This window comes from Acinetobacter pittii, from assembly GCF_034064985.1.
Lineage (GTDB): Bacteria > Pseudomonadota > Gammaproteobacteria > Pseudomonadales > Moraxellaceae > Acinetobacter > Acinetobacter pittii_H.
This window is the reverse complement of sequence record NZ_CP139249.1, coordinates 1,871,965-1,888,608: the sequence shown is the minus strand read 5'-3', so window position 1 is coordinate 1,888,608 and position 16,644 is coordinate 1,871,965. Positions and strand designations below refer to the sequence as shown.

13 protein-coding genes and 2 pseudogenes are annotated in these 16,644 nt (G+C 36.8%); 7 read left to right on the top strand and 8 right to left on the bottom strand.

Translation table 11 applies throughout. The features are described 5' to 3' along the window. Window positions 1-123 precede the first annotated feature (123 nt). Window positions 124-1,995 carry a phage capsid protein gene (locus SOI76_RS08985; protein ID WP_205668415.1) on the top strand — a complete coding sequence of 624 codons (1,872 nt, stop codon included), beginning with the start codon at window positions 124-126 and terminating at the stop codon, window positions 1,993-1,995. A gap of 227 nt (window positions 1,996-2,222) precedes the next feature. Next, window positions 2,223-3,332: an S-(hydroxymethyl)glutathione dehydrogenase/class III alcohol dehydrogenase gene (adhC, locus tag SOI76_RS08980; protein WP_104079664.1), complete on the top strand. Its 1,110-nt coding sequence runs from the start codon at window positions 2,223-2,225 to the stop codon at window positions 3,330-3,332. 56 nt (window positions 3,333-3,388) lie between these two features. On the opposite strand, the pseudogene SOI76_RS08975 reads toward adhC, so the two are convergent. After that, window positions 3,389-3,652: pseudogene (locus tag SOI76_RS08975) on the bottom strand (DUF4882 family protein); the annotation flags it as partial. A 651-nt stretch (window positions 3,653-4,303) separates the two neighbouring features. On the opposite strand from SOI76_RS08975, the gene SOI76_RS08970 reads away from it, so the two are divergent. Further along, window positions 4,304-4,540 (top strand): VF530 family DNA-binding protein, encoded by a 237-nt coding sequence (locus SOI76_RS08970; protein WP_104078647.1) that lies wholly within the window; start codon window positions 4,304-4,306, stop codon window positions 4,538-4,540. 195 nt (window positions 4,541-4,735) lie between these two features. After that, the gene (locus SOI76_RS08965) at window positions 4,736-6,997 is read left to right on the top strand and encodes an ATP-binding cassette domain-containing protein (protein ID WP_104078648.1); all 2,262 of its coding nucleotides are present in this window, start codon (window positions 4,736-4,738) and stop codon (window positions 6,995-6,997) included. Between the two features lie 124 nt (window positions 6,998-7,121). On the opposite strand, the gene SOI76_RS08960 is transcribed toward SOI76_RS08965, so the two are convergent. Together SOI76_RS08960 and SOI76_RS08955 are read right to left on the bottom strand one after the other, a co-directional pair. Continuing rightward, window positions 7,122-8,426: an MFS transporter gene (locus tag SOI76_RS08960; RefSeq protein ID WP_104079218.1), complete on the bottom strand. Its 1,305-nt coding sequence runs from the start codon at window positions 8,424-8,426 to the stop codon at window positions 7,122-7,124. A 298-nt stretch (window positions 8,427-8,724) separates the two neighbouring features. Continuing rightward, window positions 8,725-9,141 (bottom strand): annotated as a pseudogene (locus tag SOI76_RS08955) (efflux RND transporter permease subunit); the annotation flags it as partial. Window positions 9,142-9,411: 270 nt separating this feature from the next. Between SOI76_RS08955 and SOI76_RS08950 the strand changes: the two are divergent. The 3 genes from SOI76_RS08950 (at window position 9,412) to SOI76_RS08940 (ending at window position 11,710) form a co-directional block, all read left to right on the top strand. Further along, window positions 9,412-10,341 carry a transporter gene (locus tag SOI76_RS08950; protein WP_104078649.1) on the top strand — a complete coding sequence of 310 codons (930 nt, stop codon included), beginning with the start codon at window positions 9,412-9,414 and terminating at the stop codon, window positions 10,339-10,341. A gap of 32 nt (window positions 10,342-10,373) precedes the next feature. Then, window positions 10,374-11,159 carry a cyclase family protein gene (locus SOI76_RS08945; RefSeq protein ID WP_057076305.1) on the top strand — a complete coding sequence of 262 codons (786 nt, stop codon included), beginning with the start codon at window positions 10,374-10,376 and terminating at the stop codon, window positions 11,157-11,159. 113 nt (window positions 11,160-11,272) lie between these two features. Next, window positions 11,273-11,710, top strand: a complete 438-nt coding sequence (locus SOI76_RS08940) for a MarR family winged helix-turn-helix transcriptional regulator (protein ID WP_104078650.1) — start codon at window positions 11,273-11,275, stop codon at window positions 11,708-11,710. A 99-nt stretch (window positions 11,711-11,809) separates the two neighbouring features. On the opposite strand, the gene SOI76_RS08935 is transcribed toward SOI76_RS08940, so the two are convergent. The 5 genes from SOI76_RS08935 to SOI76_RS08915 form a co-directional block, all read right to left on the bottom strand. After that, window positions 11,810-12,790, bottom strand: a complete 981-nt coding sequence (locus SOI76_RS08935) for a fumarylacetoacetate hydrolase family protein (protein ID WP_104078651.1) — start codon at window positions 12,788-12,790, stop codon at window positions 11,810-11,812. 67 nt (window positions 12,791-12,857) lie between these two features. Further along, on the bottom strand, window positions 12,858-14,000 hold the full coding sequence (locus SOI76_RS08930) for an FAD-dependent oxidoreductase (RefSeq protein ID WP_104078652.1): 1,143 nt from the start codon (window positions 13,998-14,000) through the stop codon (window positions 12,858-12,860). Between the two features lie 14 nt (window positions 14,001-14,014). Further along, window positions 14,015-15,175 carry an alpha/beta hydrolase family protein gene (locus tag SOI76_RS08925; RefSeq protein ID WP_104078653.1) on the bottom strand — a complete coding sequence of 387 codons (1,161 nt, stop codon included), beginning with the start codon at window positions 15,173-15,175 and terminating at the stop codon, window positions 14,015-14,017. Between the two features lie 10 nt (window positions 15,176-15,185). Continuing rightward, complete coding sequence (locus SOI76_RS08920) at window positions 15,186-15,545, bottom strand: Rieske (2Fe-2S) protein (RefSeq protein WP_104078654.1); 360 nt, start codon at window positions 15,543-15,545, stop codon at window positions 15,186-15,188. Beyond that, window positions 15,545-16,474, bottom strand: coding sequence for a VOC family protein (locus SOI76_RS08915; protein ID WP_104078655.1), 930 nt, complete (start codon window positions 16,472-16,474; stop codon window positions 15,545-15,547). The genes SOI76_RS08920 and SOI76_RS08915 overlap by 1 nt, the downstream gene beginning before the upstream one ends. Window positions 16,475-16,644 lie beyond the last annotated feature (170 nt).

Genomic DNA, 16,644 nt, shown 5'->3' with positions numbered 1-16,644 from the left:
ATTTTGAACTTTATAAAAAATAATCACTGTAAATAAATTAAACTCCATTGTTACTTATCTGAACAATGCAATAAAAATTATTATTTAAGATAAAACCTCTTAATACATTAAGAGAATGTAGACATGATAACTAATCGACAAAATGTGCAAAATAATTCTAATTCATCACCTCACCCAATCACTCAAAATACACTTATTGATCGGTTTAGTCCTATTTACTGGAAAATAGACGGACCACAAACCATGTCTTTTGCCATTACGAATTATGGGAATGGATTTGAGGCATCTTTTAGATCACGTATGGCAAATGACTTGGTAGGAATTAGTTGGGATTCTTCCGATACTAAAGATCATAAATTTTTAGCGTATGAAACCAAATATAGCTATGCAGGGGTAGTTTGGGATTTCGATATTGAATTATCTGCCTCTATGCCGGTGCTAAACAATCCGAGTTTAACGCCGACTTTAACGGTGTACTATAAAGATAATGGTGTAGATAAAATTGCATATATTGTCCTATTTAATTACGCAAATAATCCTTCATCGCGAACGGCGCACATCCGTATTAACTGGGATACAGTAAAAGCAGGTTTTTCGGCTACAGATAGCTTTCCGGTAACTAATATTCAGCGAATTTCATTCTCTGGATTTACCAGTGACTATAATAGCCAATCCGCCACGCCTTTAAGCCAACCAAAAGATGGCTACATTCGTCTGACCAACTCAGTCGTGACTGGAACAAATGCAAAGTTAAATTTGAGCCGTGTGGTTGTCCCTCAGCACAATTATGGTATCTGTACCAGCTATGACGACCACTATGATTTAAACCCCCAGCGCCTAGTCAATAATATGGTCGCTTTGGGATATCAAGGTTTGGTTAATCACTATTGTGGAATGTCACATTATCCTGAAATGACATGGAAAAGTGATATTAATAAATGGCAAATACCAGATACGTTGGTAACAGGTGAGGCGGTCGTTAACTCATGTACCCGTAAATGGCATGAGAAATATGCTCAGGCTTTACATAGCGCAAGTATGCAACCCATCTTTGGGGTAAGCTTTGAAATGTATTCCTTGGGGGCTAATGAATATTGGGCACAGCGTGACTGGAATAATAACTTAGGTCGGACAGGTTATGAGCCACCTAGCTATTTCTTTAGTTTAAGCCATCAAAATGCTTTGGCCTATCTACATAAAGTCTTTATTGAATTTGCAGATACAATGGTTGCAGGGGGATGTGATGTAAACATGCAGATTGGTGAACCTTGGTGGTGGTATAACACGGGTACAAATCTACCTTGTGTATATGACTATCCAACTAAACTGGCATTTAATGCAGATACGGGTTTATATGCGCCAGATCTTGGCACTATTTACGAAGCAATGAATAAAACAGGAACGCCATATGATGAGTTTAAAACATGGCTTAGAAATAAATTAGGACAAACTTGTCAAAACATTCGCACCGTGATCAAAGCAAAATATTCCAGTGCAAAAGTTAGCCCACTTATTTTCTTTCCTTCTATTCAATCTCCAATTCAGACATTAGCAACTTATATTAACTATCCAAGCCAACACTATTCATATCCTAATTTTGATTACATGATGACAGAAGCTTATGACTGGTTATTAGAAGCTCGCCTAGACTTGGCACATCAGGCAGTTTCTCAAATACCGATACAAGGGCTAGGCTATCCTGCCAATAAAGTCATTTACTTATCTGGATTTGTTCCTGATGAATCTATTGCTTATATTTATGGGTTCGACAAAAACAAACCTTATCGCACACCTATCTGGCAAAGAATTTTTGGTGATATGAAAAACAATGTTCCTCTCGGTTTAATGAAGCAATTTATTTGGGCCTATCCACAAGTTATGTATGATTCAATTACGATTGATACCACTCAAGCCCCAAATGGCTTCTTTGTTGAAAATACGCTTTATTCGCCAATTAGTGATAACACACCATATCCACCAGATATTTACCTCTAAGTAAAAATAAGCCGCTTATAAGCTAATGATTTGATAAGAAACCTCTTCAAGTAAGAGGTTTTCTTCTTTTTTAAATGTAGGCTTGCTTAGATGTATCTGACTGGCTATGCTGTGATGGATTGTCATGAAAGCCAATTTAATTTAAGCAAAATTAAGCTCTTGTATTATCAATATATAATCTATTTTGCTCGACTATAAATACCGAATGATTTAAAGGAAACCCAAAGATGAAATCTCGTGCAGCTGTCGCCTTTGCCCCAGGAAAACCTTTAGAGATTGTTGAAGTTGATGTTGCACCACCTCAAGCGGGTGAAGTTTTAATAAAAATTACCCATACGGGCGTTTGTCATACCGATGCTTTTACATTATCTGGCGATGACCCAGAAGGTGTTTTTCCTGCCATCTTAGGTCATGAAGGCGCAGGTATTGTGGTTGAAGTGGGTGAGGGCGTAACAAGCGTTAAACCTGGTGACCATGTGATTCCACTTTATACAGCTGAATGTAAAGAATGCTTATTCTGTAAATCTGGAAAAACTAACCTGTGTGTTGCGGTACGTGCTACTCAAGGTAAGGGTGTAATGCCAGATGGCACCACACGTTTCTCATATAACGGCGAACCAATTTACCACTACATGGGTTGTTCAACATTTAGTGAATATACGGTAGTTGCAGAAGTCTCTTTAGCTAAAATCAATCCTGAAGCGAATCACGAACAAGTTTGTTTACTTGGATGTGGTGTGACAACGGGTATTGGCGCCGTGCATAACACAGCAAAAGTACAAGAAGGTGATTCGGTTGCTGTATTTGGTTTAGGCGGTATTGGTTTGGCTGTTGTACAAGGTGCACGTCAAGCGAAAGCAGGGCGCATTATTGTCGTAGATACAAACCCAGATAAATTTGAACTTGCTAAACAGTTTGGTGCTACCGATTTCTTAAATCCAAAAGATTATGATCAACCTATTCAGCAAGTGATTGTAGAAATGACAGGTTGGGGCGTAGATCATTCATTTGAATGTATCGGTAACGTCAATGTTATGCGCTCGGCTCTAGAATGTGCACATCGTGGGTGGGGACAATCAGTCATTATTGGTGTTGCTGGTGCAGGCCAAGAAATTTCGACTCGTCCATTCCAGCTAGTGACAGGCCGTAAATGGTTAGGTACTGCTTTTGGTGGGGTAAAAGGCCGTTCACAACTTCCTAAAATGGTCGAAGATGCTATGAAAGGTGAAATTCAACTTGAGCCTTTTGTGACTCATACTATGCCTTTACAAGACATTAATACTGCTTTTGATTTAATGCACGAAGGTAAATCAATTCGTACTGTTATTCATTTCTAAATGAAAGAAAAAAGGGCTGTGATTCAGCCCTTTTTTACCACTTATAATTTTATATCTTAAATGGCATTACCACACATGTCTGTTGTGCCCTGAGGATAGTTAAACTGTAGCGCATTACGGTCAGTAATGAGTTCATTAGACAAATCTTGTCCAAATAATTGTTCGGCATCTATTGATATATCACTTGAAACAAAAAAGCGTATATTCTCAAGTGGCGCAGGCAAAGTAGATTTATATCCTTGATCAACACCATTTATAATAAAACCAACTTGCTTAGTGTTCTGATTAATATAAATACCTAATCTTTGGTATCCACTGGAGAACAGCAATAGAATACTCAAAACCGAGAGAAATCATTTTTTATTTAAGTTTTTATAATTACTATTTGGTGTAAGAAATTTTACTTTAAGAAAAAATGATCTCCAGAAACAGAGCTACAGAGCTACAGAGCTACAGAGCTACAGAGCTACAGAGCTACAGAGCTACAGAGCTACAGAGCTACAGAGCTACAGAGCTACAGAGCTACAGAGCTACAGAGCTAAGGATATTCTTAAAGGGAAACTAAGCCAAGGAAAAGACTAGATTATTGAATTATTAACTGTTCGTATAATGTATATTATGTTAAATATAATATTTGGAAACCTACCATATATAAGGCTCTGGCTACTCTATGTTGCTGCTACGCTGTTTATGCTTCACTACACTGAATTATAAAAAGCTTATTCAACTGCACATGTTGCTCAAGCAACTTACTAAGTCGCGGCAAACCTAACTACGTACTTAAACTGGCTTAACCCTATTTCTAATCTTCGTCAGAATAATTCTCTAGGTAGTTTCCTATAAACTGAAATCAGTCAGTTTCGATAATCAATTACAACCTAATACGCTTTGGAATGTGTTTCCGCAATCCCTCTCATTTTCTAACTAGCTCAGGTTATAATAATGGACTCCCAAAATATTGTTGATCTATTATGAACGCCTCCAATGACCCTTTACACGGCAAAAAACTTGCTGACATTTTGGATGAATTATTGGATTACTACGGTGGATTCGAAGGCTTAAGTCGCAAAATTGAAATTAGATGTTTTTGCATAGATCCAAGTGTTAAATCCTCATTACAATTCTTACGGACCACACCATGGGCACGTGAAAAAGTAGAAAACTTATATTTGTATGTCTTACGCCAAAAAAACAAACAGAAATCGTAGCTATCAAAATCCTAGCTTCAGTATTTTAATGAGTGGTGGACTACCACCACTCTTCTAGATGCTTCTCTAGATAGCGTCCTAACAATTAAGCCCTATAAGTTGAATATCTAAACTATTTACTTAAGAAACATATACATCCCTTACATAAATTTTATTTTACCTTTACTATAAATCCCTAAATTCAAGTGATCACACATGACTAAAAGAACAATAAATATTTATAGAGCCAGACAAAATAACCTTAAAAATATTTCGTTAAAAATCCCTAAACATGAAATTGTTGTCTTTACTGGAGTCTCTGGTTCAGGTAAATCTTCTTTAGTTTTCGAAACTATTGGCGCAGAGGCTCAAAGACAAATCAATGAAACTCAAGATAGTTTTGTACGCAATCGTTTACAACATTTTGGGGTGGCTGACGTTGATAAAATTGAGAATTTAAATGTACCTGTCATTATTAATCAAAAGCCTTTAACAGGTAACATTCGCTCAACAGTGGCAACAATTACAGATATTTATGCCAATCTTCGCTTGTTATTTTCCCGCATGGGAGAACCATTTATTGGATATTCGAATGTTTTTTCTTTTAATCATCCAAATGGCATGTGTCCACAATGCGAAGGTATTGGTTTAAAGCAAACAATTGATATTTATAAAATATTAAATTTAGATAAATCCTTAAATGAAGAAGGCGCTATCAATTTTCCTACCTATCAACCTACAGCATGGCGTTGGACGCGATATGCAGATTCAGGTTACTTTGATTTAGATAAAAAGTTAAAAGATTATAGTGAAAAAGAATGGGAATTATTGTTATATGCCCCTCAGCACAAGCCTTTAAATCCAACAAGTAAATGGAGAAAAACTGCACTTTACGAAGGACTAGTGACCAGATTTGAACGTAACTTTTTAAAAGGTGAAGCGCAAGAAAGAAATCGTTATCGGAATAAACTTGAGGATATTATTACCCCCAAAGAATGTTCTTTATGTAAAGGTCAACGACTTAATCAAAAATCGTTATCTTGTAAGATTAACGGTAAAAATATTGCTGATTGTACAGCTCTATCTGTATCAACACTTTTAGAGTTTATAGAGTCCATAAAAAGTGAGAAATTTGAAACCGTTTTACATGAACTCATTAATAAGCTGAGTAACTTAAACTTAGTTGGTCTCAGTTATTTAAATCTTAATCGTGTGAGCAATACATTATCGGGCGGTGAATCACAACGAATCAAAATGGTTAAACATTTGGGTAATAGTCTAGTTGATCTACTCTACATTTTTGACGAGCCAAGTATTGGGCTGCATCCAAAAGATTTAGATAATATTATTAAAATCATTCAAAAGATTAGAGATAAAGGAAATAGTGTTTTACTGGTTGAACATGATCCTGATCTTATTAGAACAGCTGACCATGTTATTGATATGGGTCCTCTTTCTGGTGTCAATGGTGGTCAAATCATTTACCAAGGAACTTTCGAAGAATTAAAGAACTCATCAGGTTTAACAGGTGAGTTTTTTAGAAGGCCAAATACCTATAAGAAAACACCCCGTATGAGTAATGAATGGATTTCGATTAAAAATGCTCATTTATTCAATCTAAAAAATATTGATGTCGATATTCCCAAAAATTGTCTAAGCGTTATTACAGGTGTTGCGGGTTCTGGAAAAAGTACGTTAATCAGTAAAGTCTTACCACAACGATATCCTGAAACAAAAGTGATTGATCAATCTGCAATTACTGCAAGCATTCGGTCAAATTTACTGACCTATCTAGATCTTCTTGATCCGATTCGCCAACTATTTGCAAAAGCAAATAAAGTGAGTGCTAAGCTCTTTAGTTTTAACAGCGAAGGTGCTTGTCCTCAGTGTAAAGGATCAGGTATCGAGAAAATTGAACTTGCATTTTTAGATGATGTTGAAATGACATGTGACCTTTGTCACGGCTCAGGATATGCCCCAGAAGTGTTGAAGTATCATTATAAAGATAAAAATATTGCTGAAATTCTAAAAATGACTGTTACAGAAGCTAGTCACTTTTTTGAAGATCGTAATTTGCAGCAGCAATTTAATTCATTGGTAAGCTTAGGGTTAGACTATATTGCAATTGGCCAACGCTTAAATACCTTCTCAGGTGGCGAGCGCCAAAGATTAAAACTCTCAAAAGAGCTCAATGAAACGGATAATATTTTTGTATTAGATGAGCCGAGTACGGGCTTACACCCCTCTGATACTGAAAAATTGATTAGTTTATTAAATAGCTTAGTTGAAAAAGGTAATACGATCATCGTTATCGAACATAATTTAGACATCATTAGTCAAGCAGATTGGATTATTGATATTGGTCCATTAGCTGGTGACAAAGGTGGTGAATTGGTGTTCTCTGGAACAGTCGGCTCCCTACTCTCTGCAGAAAAATCTTTAACAGGTCAATATTTGAAAAAATATCTAGAGCTGTAACAATTTAATTGGCTAGCTTGACACAATCAAATTTTAAATGTGAAAGCCCTCTCGACTCTCACACCACCAATTGCTGTAAGGAATACTCAAGCAACCTCTCCGGTTCATTCATTTGTAAATAGCGTTATGATCGGTACTTAGCCTGAATCATCAGCATAACAATAACGAACAATGAAGGTATAGCCGCAATTACAAATAAATGGGTAATGACCAGAAATTGAGAAAGATAGCCACCAAATAACGGACCAATGACCGAACCTAAACGGGCAATGCCAATACTCCAGCCCACACCAGTGGTACGAAGTGAAACTGGGTAATAACTCGCAGACAGTGCATTAATGGCAGGTTGCCCACCAACAATCGCAAAGCCAGCAATAAAAATGATGACAAATAATAGAACGATATGGCTAACAGCATAGCCAATTAAAGCAACACTAATCACTGCAACCAAAAAAACAGGAATTAATACTTTATAAAACCCAGTTTTATCGATTTTAAGACCCATCACAACACTACCAATCGTACCGCCTAATTGTAGAGTAGAGCCAATCATCAATGCCTGATTTAATGAGAGTCCTGACTCTTTAGACAAAGTCGGTAGCCAGTTCGCCAGAAAATAGAGGCTGATCATATTTAAAATACTAATGATCCAAATAGAATAGGTAAAAAACGCACGCTTATTTTTAAATAACTCAAGCGGTGACTTCTTAACCTGAACTTCAGTCGTATTGATGATTTTCATCTCTGAATTGAATGTTAATGCAGGATAAAATTTATTTAACCAAAACAAAATTTTGGGCGTATTTTTACTATTTTCACTTAAAAAATATAAAGACTCTGGCAGCTTAAAGAACGTAATAAAGAAAATAATTAAAGGAACAATACCGCCAAAATAGAAAATCGCTTGCCATCCTCCCCAAGGAACCAATAAGGCGGATATGCCTCCTCCTAACATTGCCCCGACCGTATAGCCACAAGAAATGACCATCATGGTGAAAATACGAGATTTATATGGAACAATTTCGGAGCTATAAGCCATAACATTTGGCATGATACCTCCTAAAAAAATTCCTGTAACAAAGCGGATTGCAGTCAATTGTTCAATGTTGCCGACATGTGGTGTTACCAGCATCAATATGGAGAACATAAAGGTTGAGATCAGTAGGATTGGACGGCGGCCAAAACGATCGGAAAGAGAACTTAATAAAAATGATCCGACAAACAAACCAAATAAGCTGGCGCTAAACACAATGCCTAACATAGTTTTATGAACGCCCCATTCTTCAATAATCATGGGGGCTGCGTAAGCCATGGACTGAATGTCATATCCATCCATAATCATCAGCAATAAACAGGTTAACAAAATAAATTTCTGATATCGCCCAACTTTCTGCTGATTGATCAGATCACTTAATGCAACTTCTTTCATGGTCATCCTTTCTCCATGTTGCGCTTTAAATTATTCTCATTTTAATTACGTTATTCATAATTAATTTACGAATAACGTAAAACAAAAATAACAATATTATCCCTACAAAGTCAAAAGATTATTTTTTGATTTATCGCACGGCGCTCATGGCCTACTCATCACACCATATTTTTAAATTATTCCTTTTCACTCAAATACTTGATTTAAAAAACAGCTCTAGCATGACATCCTTTTCTTTCAATCTTAAATTTCAATCAAGCATCAGAGGAAATTGTGTATTTCCCCTGATGCATTTAACTTAAGATGAGATTTTTTTCTTAGAAGATAGCTTTTCCACGGCGCCCAAAATGAAGATAAAGAACACAGGAACAAAGAAAATAGCCAGAATCGTTGCCGAGATCATGCCACCAAATACACCAGTACCTAAGGCATGTTGAGTCTCAGAACTTGCACCTGTTGCAATCACAAGAGGAATTACACCGCATGTAAAAGCAAGAGAAGTCATCAAGATTGGTCGTAAACGAAGTTTGGCTACTGCAACTGTGGCTTCAATCAAACTCATTCCTTCCTCTTTGAGCATCTTTGCAAACTCAACAATCAAGATGGCGTTCTTTGCGGATAGACCAATAATCGTAATGAGTCCAATTTTGAAGAACACGTCATTCATTAGACCTCTCGACCTAATGGCAATAATTGCACCGAAAATACCAAAGGGTTTTTATAAGAGCTATTAAACTAAAGAATACCCATATTGTTGACATATCAACAATATGGGTATTTAATGAGCTATCGGATGAAATTTAAACGCATAGGAGATGCTCATGATCGGTAAATACATAGAAAAATAAAATTTAAGTTATTAAATTAATTAATTTTTATTTTCATCTTTCTAAAAGATGGATAAGGACCTTTATTGCTCTAAAAAAGCTAGATGACAGGATTATCTCCAAACATCGGACCGTTTGGATTGTACAAGGAACAAACAATGTATATTCACTTTAAATACCCTCCATTCATTGCGATAGCTAGCCTTTCATTAGTTATAGCATCAGGACAGACTTTGGCAGCGCCAAATGGTAACCCTACTCTGCCTGGCGGCACCACCCAATTTTTTATTGCTGAATTTCCTCCAATTACTGGAAATTATCTTCAAATTATTTCTAGTTATTCTACGGCGGATCAATTTAATGATCAGAATGGTGATAAAAAATATGATCAAGACCTTAAAGTGGCTGCACAAACTTTAAGACTTACAACTACTTGGGATAAGAAGATTTTAGGATCAGATATTACGATATCTGAGATTATCGGAACGTATGTAGATCTAAATAATAAAATTCAAACACCATATGGAAATGTCAAACTTAACGATGATGGACTTGCAGATGTTTTATTTGAGCCATTAATTCTTCAATGGAATAAAGGACAACAGAAACAATGGCAAATGGTTGCTGGCTTAGGTTTTGTTTTACCCATCGGTACTTATAGTAAAAGTCATGATGTGAATGTCGCAGGCCACTATTTCTCAATCGCACCACGCGTAGCTCTTAAATACAAGTTTGAAAATGGACTTGAAGCAGCCATAAGTCCGATGGTTAATTTCAACTGGAAAAATTCAGATTCTAATTACAAAACGGGTAATGAAATGACCATTGATTACTTACTTGCTTACCACAGCAATAAATGGCGCTTCGGAGCGACTGGATATTATTACACTCAACTTGAAAATGACGAATTAGATGGCCAAGAAATTAAAGATTCAAAAACGAAATCATTTTCTATTGGGCCCGCTATCCAATATCAATTTATGAATGGAAAAGGCCCATTAGTTAGTGCGAGCTGGATTAAAGATGTGGAGTCTGAAAATAAAGCTGAAGGTCAAACTTTCTGGCTAAGTGCAGCAATCAAATTTTAAAAGAATTAATATTTTTTCAAAGGTACAAAATTATGGAAAATTTTCTTAAAGATCGTAAATATATTGATCTCTCCGTTACTTTAGAGAATAACCCATATACAGACCCTCCTCCTTTATTGCCAAAAATTGAATATATGGATCATCAAGAAGGTTGGCCTGAAATGGAGGCTATGTTTCCCGGTTTAGAGTTAAAAGATTTACCCGGAGAAGAAGCGTGGGCCGCAGAGCGTTTAATTATTACCACGCATAGTGGAACACACATGGATGCACCTTGGCATTACAGCTCTACAACTGATGGCGGAAAACCTGCTTATGGAATAGATGAGCTACCTTTAGATTGGTGTTTTCGACCAGGTGTAAAACTTGATTTTCGTAATAAACCAGATGGGCATGTAGTATCAGCATCTGAAGTGCAAGAAGAATTAAGCAGAATTGGATATACACTTAGTCCTTTAGATATTGTACTTATTAATACCTCAGCTGGGGCTTATTTTGGACAACCTGAATATTTAGGTAAAGGTTGTGGAATTGGTCGTGAAGCAACTTTATGGATGCTAGAACAAGGCGTTCGAGTAGTTGGTACAGATGCGTGGAGTTGGGATGCTCCCTTTAAATATACAAAAGAGAGATTTGCCGAAACAAAAGATGCTTCTATTATTTGGGAAGGACATAAAGCTGGTCGAGATATCGGTTATGGACAGATGGAAAAATTAGCAAATCTAGAAAGCCTACCTGACTATGGATTTTTAGTCTCATGTTTTCCTTATAAGATTAAACATGCTTCCGCAGGTTTTGTGCGTGCTGTTGCTATCTTATAAAGATTAAAAATAAGATAAATATTAAGGATATATTTTTCTACAAAGTTAAATATATCCTTAATTTATTGATTCTGTATAATTTCATTCTCTCCTCTAATTACTACGATCATCGAATGCAAAAAATTAATATTGACCGTCATGCAACAGCACAAATCAATATGTTAGCAAACAAGCTTATGTTGAAATCAAGTACCGCTTATACACAAAAATTTGGTATCGGGATGACTGAATGGCGGATCATTTCAGTTTTATCCAGTGCTTCTGATTGTTCAGTACAGAAAATTAGCGATATTTTAGGATTAGATAAGGCAGCGGTAAGCCGCACAGTTAAAAAGCTTGAGGAAAAAAAATATATTGAAGTTAATGGACATTCTGAAGATAAACGCACCTATGTTATTAACTTAACTTCAGCTGGACAAGAGCTTTATGACATAGCTTCAGATTTTGCACTTGAGAGAGAGAAGCAACTTCTTGAAGAACTGGAAGAGTCTGAAAAAGACCAATTATTCAATTTATTAAAGAAACTGCGTAACAAAGTTGATCAAATGTAAAATATAAAAAAGCTTTGTAGGTAGTTATTCTATAAAGCTTTTTTATAAACTAAGCGACCATTATTTTTAAGGGATACTATTTAACATTTAAACTAGCCATCATGAACAAGGAATAAATTTAGTTTTAATAGCCCCAAATATTGATTTCTTACTTTTATCGAAGACATTAATTTCGATGGTTTCACCAAATTGAATAAATTCACTTTTGGCTGCCCCATGTTCAATCACTTCCAATGCAATTTTTTCGGCTAGACAAGCAGAACCGGTATGTTTTGCATCTTTATTCGATACAGTGCCTGACCCGATAATGGTACCCGCCTTAATGTTACGGTTATAAACTAGGTGAGAAATAAGATCACTAAAGGAATAATCCATCTCTTTTCCATTCGGTGCTCCAAACCACTGATCATTGCGTTTAACTTCAATATTTAAGGCAATTTTTTCATTTTCCCAAGCTTTTCCAAGCTCATCAGGTGTAACGGCGACTGGGGCAAAAATGGTGGCGGTTTTTGCTTGAATAAAGCCGAATCCCATTTTTATTTCACGATTTAAAATACCTCGCATGCTCACATCATTTAAAATCATGACTAACTTGATGCTAGATTTAATTATGTCTTTTGAGCTTCCCATTGGAATATCTGAAACAGCTACAGCGAATTCTGCTTCAAAATCGCACAGATCTCTTGTCGAAGGAAAAGCATAATCATCTACACCTGAGCGGAAGTCATCACTTTGGCGTTGTATTAAAATCGGAATCCCTTCCGGTTCTTCATTTTTAATTTTGTAGGCTTCTTTCATAATTCGGCCATGATTTAAAAAAGCAGAGCCATCTACAAACTGATAACAGCGTGGTAAGGGCGCTAAAGTTTTTTGTGTATCAAATACAAATCCATTTTGATCAGGGTTGTCATTAAATAATTCATAAGCTTCATATAGCTCATTTTCCCACTCATCCCATTGTTCTAATAGTTGCAGCATGGTTTGTGCAAATTCTGGAATAGGTCGAGCAAATTTTAGATCACGGCTTACAAAAACTAGTTGACCGTCACGAGTTCCATTTTTTAATGTGGCAAACTTCATGTTTCACCTCTATTCTTTCAAAAATTTAGCCCAAAGATCTTGCACTTCTTCGGGCCAGTTTTAAGTTTTAAGCCTTAAGCGGCTGTGTTAATGCTTCAAATGCTTTAGTTGCCAACTCTCGATGCTCAACAGGTGAGCCATTACTCATCTCAATTTCACCTAGACGAGTCGAGACACTAATAACCATTTTTGCTCGATCAAAGTGCCGTACTTGATACCGATTTAAAGCGTCTTCTAAAGGCTGATCTTTTACTAACTCTTCACTTAAAAGGATGGCACCTTCAATTGCGAGTCCCGCTCCTGAGGCAAGATGCGGAGTTGTGGAATGTACTGCGTCACCCAATAGAACAACACGACCTTTATGCCAAGACTCTTCAACAAGTAAGGTGTGTAATGGACGATAAAGAATATCTTCTGCTTTAATTTTTCCTTGATCGATATCAGCTTTTACTTCCTGAACAACGCTACCAAATTCAGCTAATAAACCAGATAACTTTTCAGGCCATAGATGCTGTTCAATAAAATCATCACTTTCATGACGGTCTAATACGCACATATAGCTTTGTGAATCACTAATAGGACTAAAAGAAGCCTTAAGCGTTTTACCAATCAGCATTGAAAAGTTATTAAAATATTTTGGCACTACAATTCGCCATGCCCCTTGGTGGGTAAAGGTACTTTCAGGTAATTCAGGAAAGACCAGATGGCGTATTTTTGAATGTATGCCATCAGCTCCGATCACTAAATCAAATTGTTGCTCCCGCCCATTCGTAAATAGAACCTTGACGGAATCTTTGTTATTTTCCAACTTGTCTACAGTTGTACCCAAAATAACGTTTACGCCTAACTCACGTAATTTATTTTCCAATACTTCAGCAAACTTGGTGCGCATCACTCCAATACTATTTGCGGCTAAATCTTCCGCACCAACTGCTGGCTTAATGGGTGCTTCGGCAATCTTATGTCCATCTGATGTGTACATGTCGAATTGTGAAAACTGACCAGATACTTTAAATAACTCTTGTACGACACCAATTTCTTTAAGTGCTCGGAGTGTTGCCGCACTTAAGGTAATACCAGCACCTATAGGTTTAAGCGTATCTTTAATTTCAATTAAAGATACGTTTTTTCCAAGCTTCTTAAGTTGGATAGCTGCGCACATGCCACCTATGCCACCACCGATAATGGCAATATCTACGATCCCTGTCATATTGTTTCTCCAATTTACTTTGAGGTTCTACCGCCTAAATGTTCTGCCAACCAATCCGCAATATACGCACCAGCATTTAATGGATTATCAATTGAACTGTGTTCAACTCCTCCCATCTCATCATCAATAACCAATAGCTCTTTATCTGGCGAATTAATTAATTGATCATAAGTTTCATAAGCATATTTCAATGGAATCTGGCGATCCTTTTCACCATGAGTCACTAAGAAAGGCACTTTAATGCGGTCAAGAACTCCATTAAGGTGCATGTTCTCTGCTATCTCAAAAAATTCTTTCTGGTCTTTAGCCCCAAATACCCATTCCACATGTTTCCAATAATGAGGAACCGGGTTTTCGCCTTCACGTTTTAGACGAGCTTGTTGTACTGCTCGCCAATCATGATTTGCCCCCCAAATTGCTGCACAACAAAAGCGAGGTTCAAAAGCAACAGCTCGTGGGCAATAATATCCACCTAAAGAAATACCAAAAGCAGCAATTCGATTTTGATCAATTTCCGGTTGTTCACATAACCAGTCAACAATGGGAGTAGCCCATATTTCAGAGTTATAGACAGCACGTAGATCTTGTAAGCGAATCGCCTCTCCTGTACCTGGTTGGTCAACCATAAGTACTGATATTCCACGCTCTACGAGTTCATCAGCTAAAGGGCTGTAGGACATTAATTCTTTGGTAGAATCAAGCCCATTCATCATGACAACAATGGCCTGCTTTTCATCTGTCGTTTTTCCTTTTGCATAAATCGCGCTTAGATGGCTATTTTGATAAGGAATTTCTACTCGTTTAACATCATCTTTCTTATATTTTCGGTATAGCTCAGCTAACTCTAAATAACGTTTATATACTTTTAAACGTTCAGGATGCCCTTGTTCTTGCATACGCTCTGCAATTAAATAATATAAGGCAGCACGATAATATTTTTTCGCGGCAGACAACTCTCTGTTTTTCTCAAGATCTTGTTCAGCCATCTTAATCAGCTTATCTGCACCGCCAATCCACGCATGAAGAAACTCGACAGTGCCAACATCTGCATCATCAGAAGACTTTTCTAATAATGGACGGCAAAACTCATCAATTTCACCGATACTTCCACCATGTGTTGCAGCAATAACGGTGGACATACTCCAAACATAGTTTTTTGGAAAATAAACAAACATAAAAAACCTCTTAACCCTTAAGATTGATTAAACTTTTCGATTCAATATAAATCTCACCATCTATTACGTGATGCTGAATCTTTCTTAACTTTTTCCCTTTACATGGGCCTGCAAAACACTCTCCAGAAACTTTGTCAAAATGTGCAGAATGGGCATAACAAACAATATGTTTCCCATCAGCCGATAAAAACTTATCCTTTTGATATTCCAGTGGACGATGGTTATGTGGACAGTCATTTACCCATACCGCTACTTCTGTATCTGTCATAACCAAAAAAAGCTGATCATTTACTCCGTCTAATGAAATTCCTTTCGCAGTGCTTTGACTAAGTTCCGAAGTTTTTGCGATAAAAATATTTTTATTTGACATTATTCTCCTGGTGACCATTTTTTACGTTGGTCAAATAAGAAGACTTGTGAGGCGTCACTTCCCATTGGCATTGCACGTGGTGTCCAATTGTCATCGTGCAAGTCCATATCTGCATCAAACTCCATCGTTCCACCAAATGGGCTATTGAAATACCAAAAGAAATTACTTCCCATAATGTGGCGGCCTGGTCCCCAGAAGCTCTTATATCCTTTCTGAGCAAATTCCCAACCATTTCTTAAAACCTCATAACCTGATCCAAAATGGAAAGTAAAATGATTTACACCCACCATATGTGGATTAAAGCTTTGAATTAGAAATAAAGAATGGTGTTCATTTAAGCCAGCTGGACGCATAAAAGGTCCAATATTGATAAAACGATCAGTCGTGATGAAACCGAGTCGATCGGCATAAAAAGCTTCAGCCTTTTTATGATCTGGAACGAAATAAACGACATGAGAAAGAGATCGTGGTGTTTTACTATGATCTTCAAGCAATACGCCACATTCATTAATGGCACGCCCAGGTTCTTGACCCGGTACATTTATCCCTACATGAGGGGCAACTATTTTACGTTTACGTGTAATACGAAATGCAATTGCAAATCCACTATCATCAAAAGAATGGATTGTTCCTTCATCGTCAGTATTCACTTCTCTATCTTTAGAAAGTTCTGCTGCAATAAGGTCTAATTCATTTTGATCAGCAACGCCGTACACTGTTTCACGGATATTAGGTGCTGGAGCATTCGCTTTTGGTAAAGATGGGTCTGTATCTAATTTAAAAACAATAGTACCGCCATCTAAAGCTTCGTAAATTCCCCCACGTTCATTTTTTTCAACAAGATTTAAACCGTAATCTAGCAAGTACTGGTGACACGCATCTAAGTCTAATACTCCAAAAACCAGACTTTCTAAACCAAGAATGTTCATGCATTCAACTCCATTTGAGAAACTTCAAACTAAAAACTCGAAGGCTTCTAATTCATCTGGAATTATTAAAATACAAATTTCGTTGATGTGTCAACAATTATTGTTGACACATCAACATGTTTCATCTTATCTTTTATTTAGGATGTTTTTTGTCCACTCATACAATGATG

Excerpts from the sequence above, each read along its gene's own strand:
- SOI76_RS08930 (WP_104078652.1), bottom strand. The coding sequence starts at position 14,000 with ATGACAGGGATCGTAGATATTGCCATTATCGGTGGTGGCATAGGTGGC.
- SOI76_RS08940 (WP_104078650.1), top strand. The coding sequence starts at position 11,273 with ATGCAAAAAATTAATATTGACCGTCATGCAACAGCACAAATCAATATG.
- SOI76_RS08965 (WP_104078648.1), top strand. The coding sequence starts at position 4,736 with ATGACTAAAAGAACAATAAATATTTATAGAGCCAGACAAAATAACCTT.
- SOI76_RS08970 (WP_104078647.1), top strand. The coding sequence starts at position 4,304 with ATGAACGCCTCCAATGACCCTTTACACGGCAAAAAACTTGCTGACATT.
- SOI76_RS08950 (WP_104078649.1), top strand. The coding sequence starts at position 9,412 with ATGTATATTCACTTTAAATACCCTCCATTCATTGCGATAGCTAGCCTT.
- SOI76_RS08920 (WP_104078654.1), bottom strand. The coding sequence starts at position 15,545 with ATGTCAAATAAAAATATTTTTATCGCAAAAACTTCGGAACTTAGTCAA.
- SOI76_RS08985 (WP_205668415.1), top strand. The coding sequence starts at position 124 with ATGATAACTAATCGACAAAATGTGCAAAATAATTCTAATTCATCACCT.
- SOI76_RS08925 (WP_104078653.1), bottom strand. The coding sequence starts at position 15,175 with ATGTTTGTTTATTTTCCAAAAAACTATGTTTGGAGTATGTCCACCGTT.
- adhC (WP_104079664.1), top strand. The coding sequence starts at position 2,223 with ATGAAATCTCGTGCAGCTGTCGCCTTTGCCCCAGGAAAACCTTTAGAG.
- SOI76_RS08945 (WP_057076305.1), top strand. The coding sequence starts at position 10,374 with ATGGAAAATTTTCTTAAAGATCGTAAATATATTGATCTCTCCGTTACT.
- SOI76_RS08960 (WP_104079218.1), bottom strand. The coding sequence starts at position 8,426 with ATGAAAGAAGTTGCATTAAGTGATCTGATCAATCAGCAGAAAGTTGGG.
- SOI76_RS08935 (WP_104078651.1), bottom strand. The coding sequence starts at position 12,790 with ATGAAGTTTGCCACATTAAAAAATGGAACTCGTGACGGTCAACTAGTT.
- SOI76_RS08915 (WP_104078655.1), bottom strand. The coding sequence starts at position 16,474 with ATGAACATTCTTGGTTTAGAAAGTCTGGTTTTTGGAGTATTAGACTTA.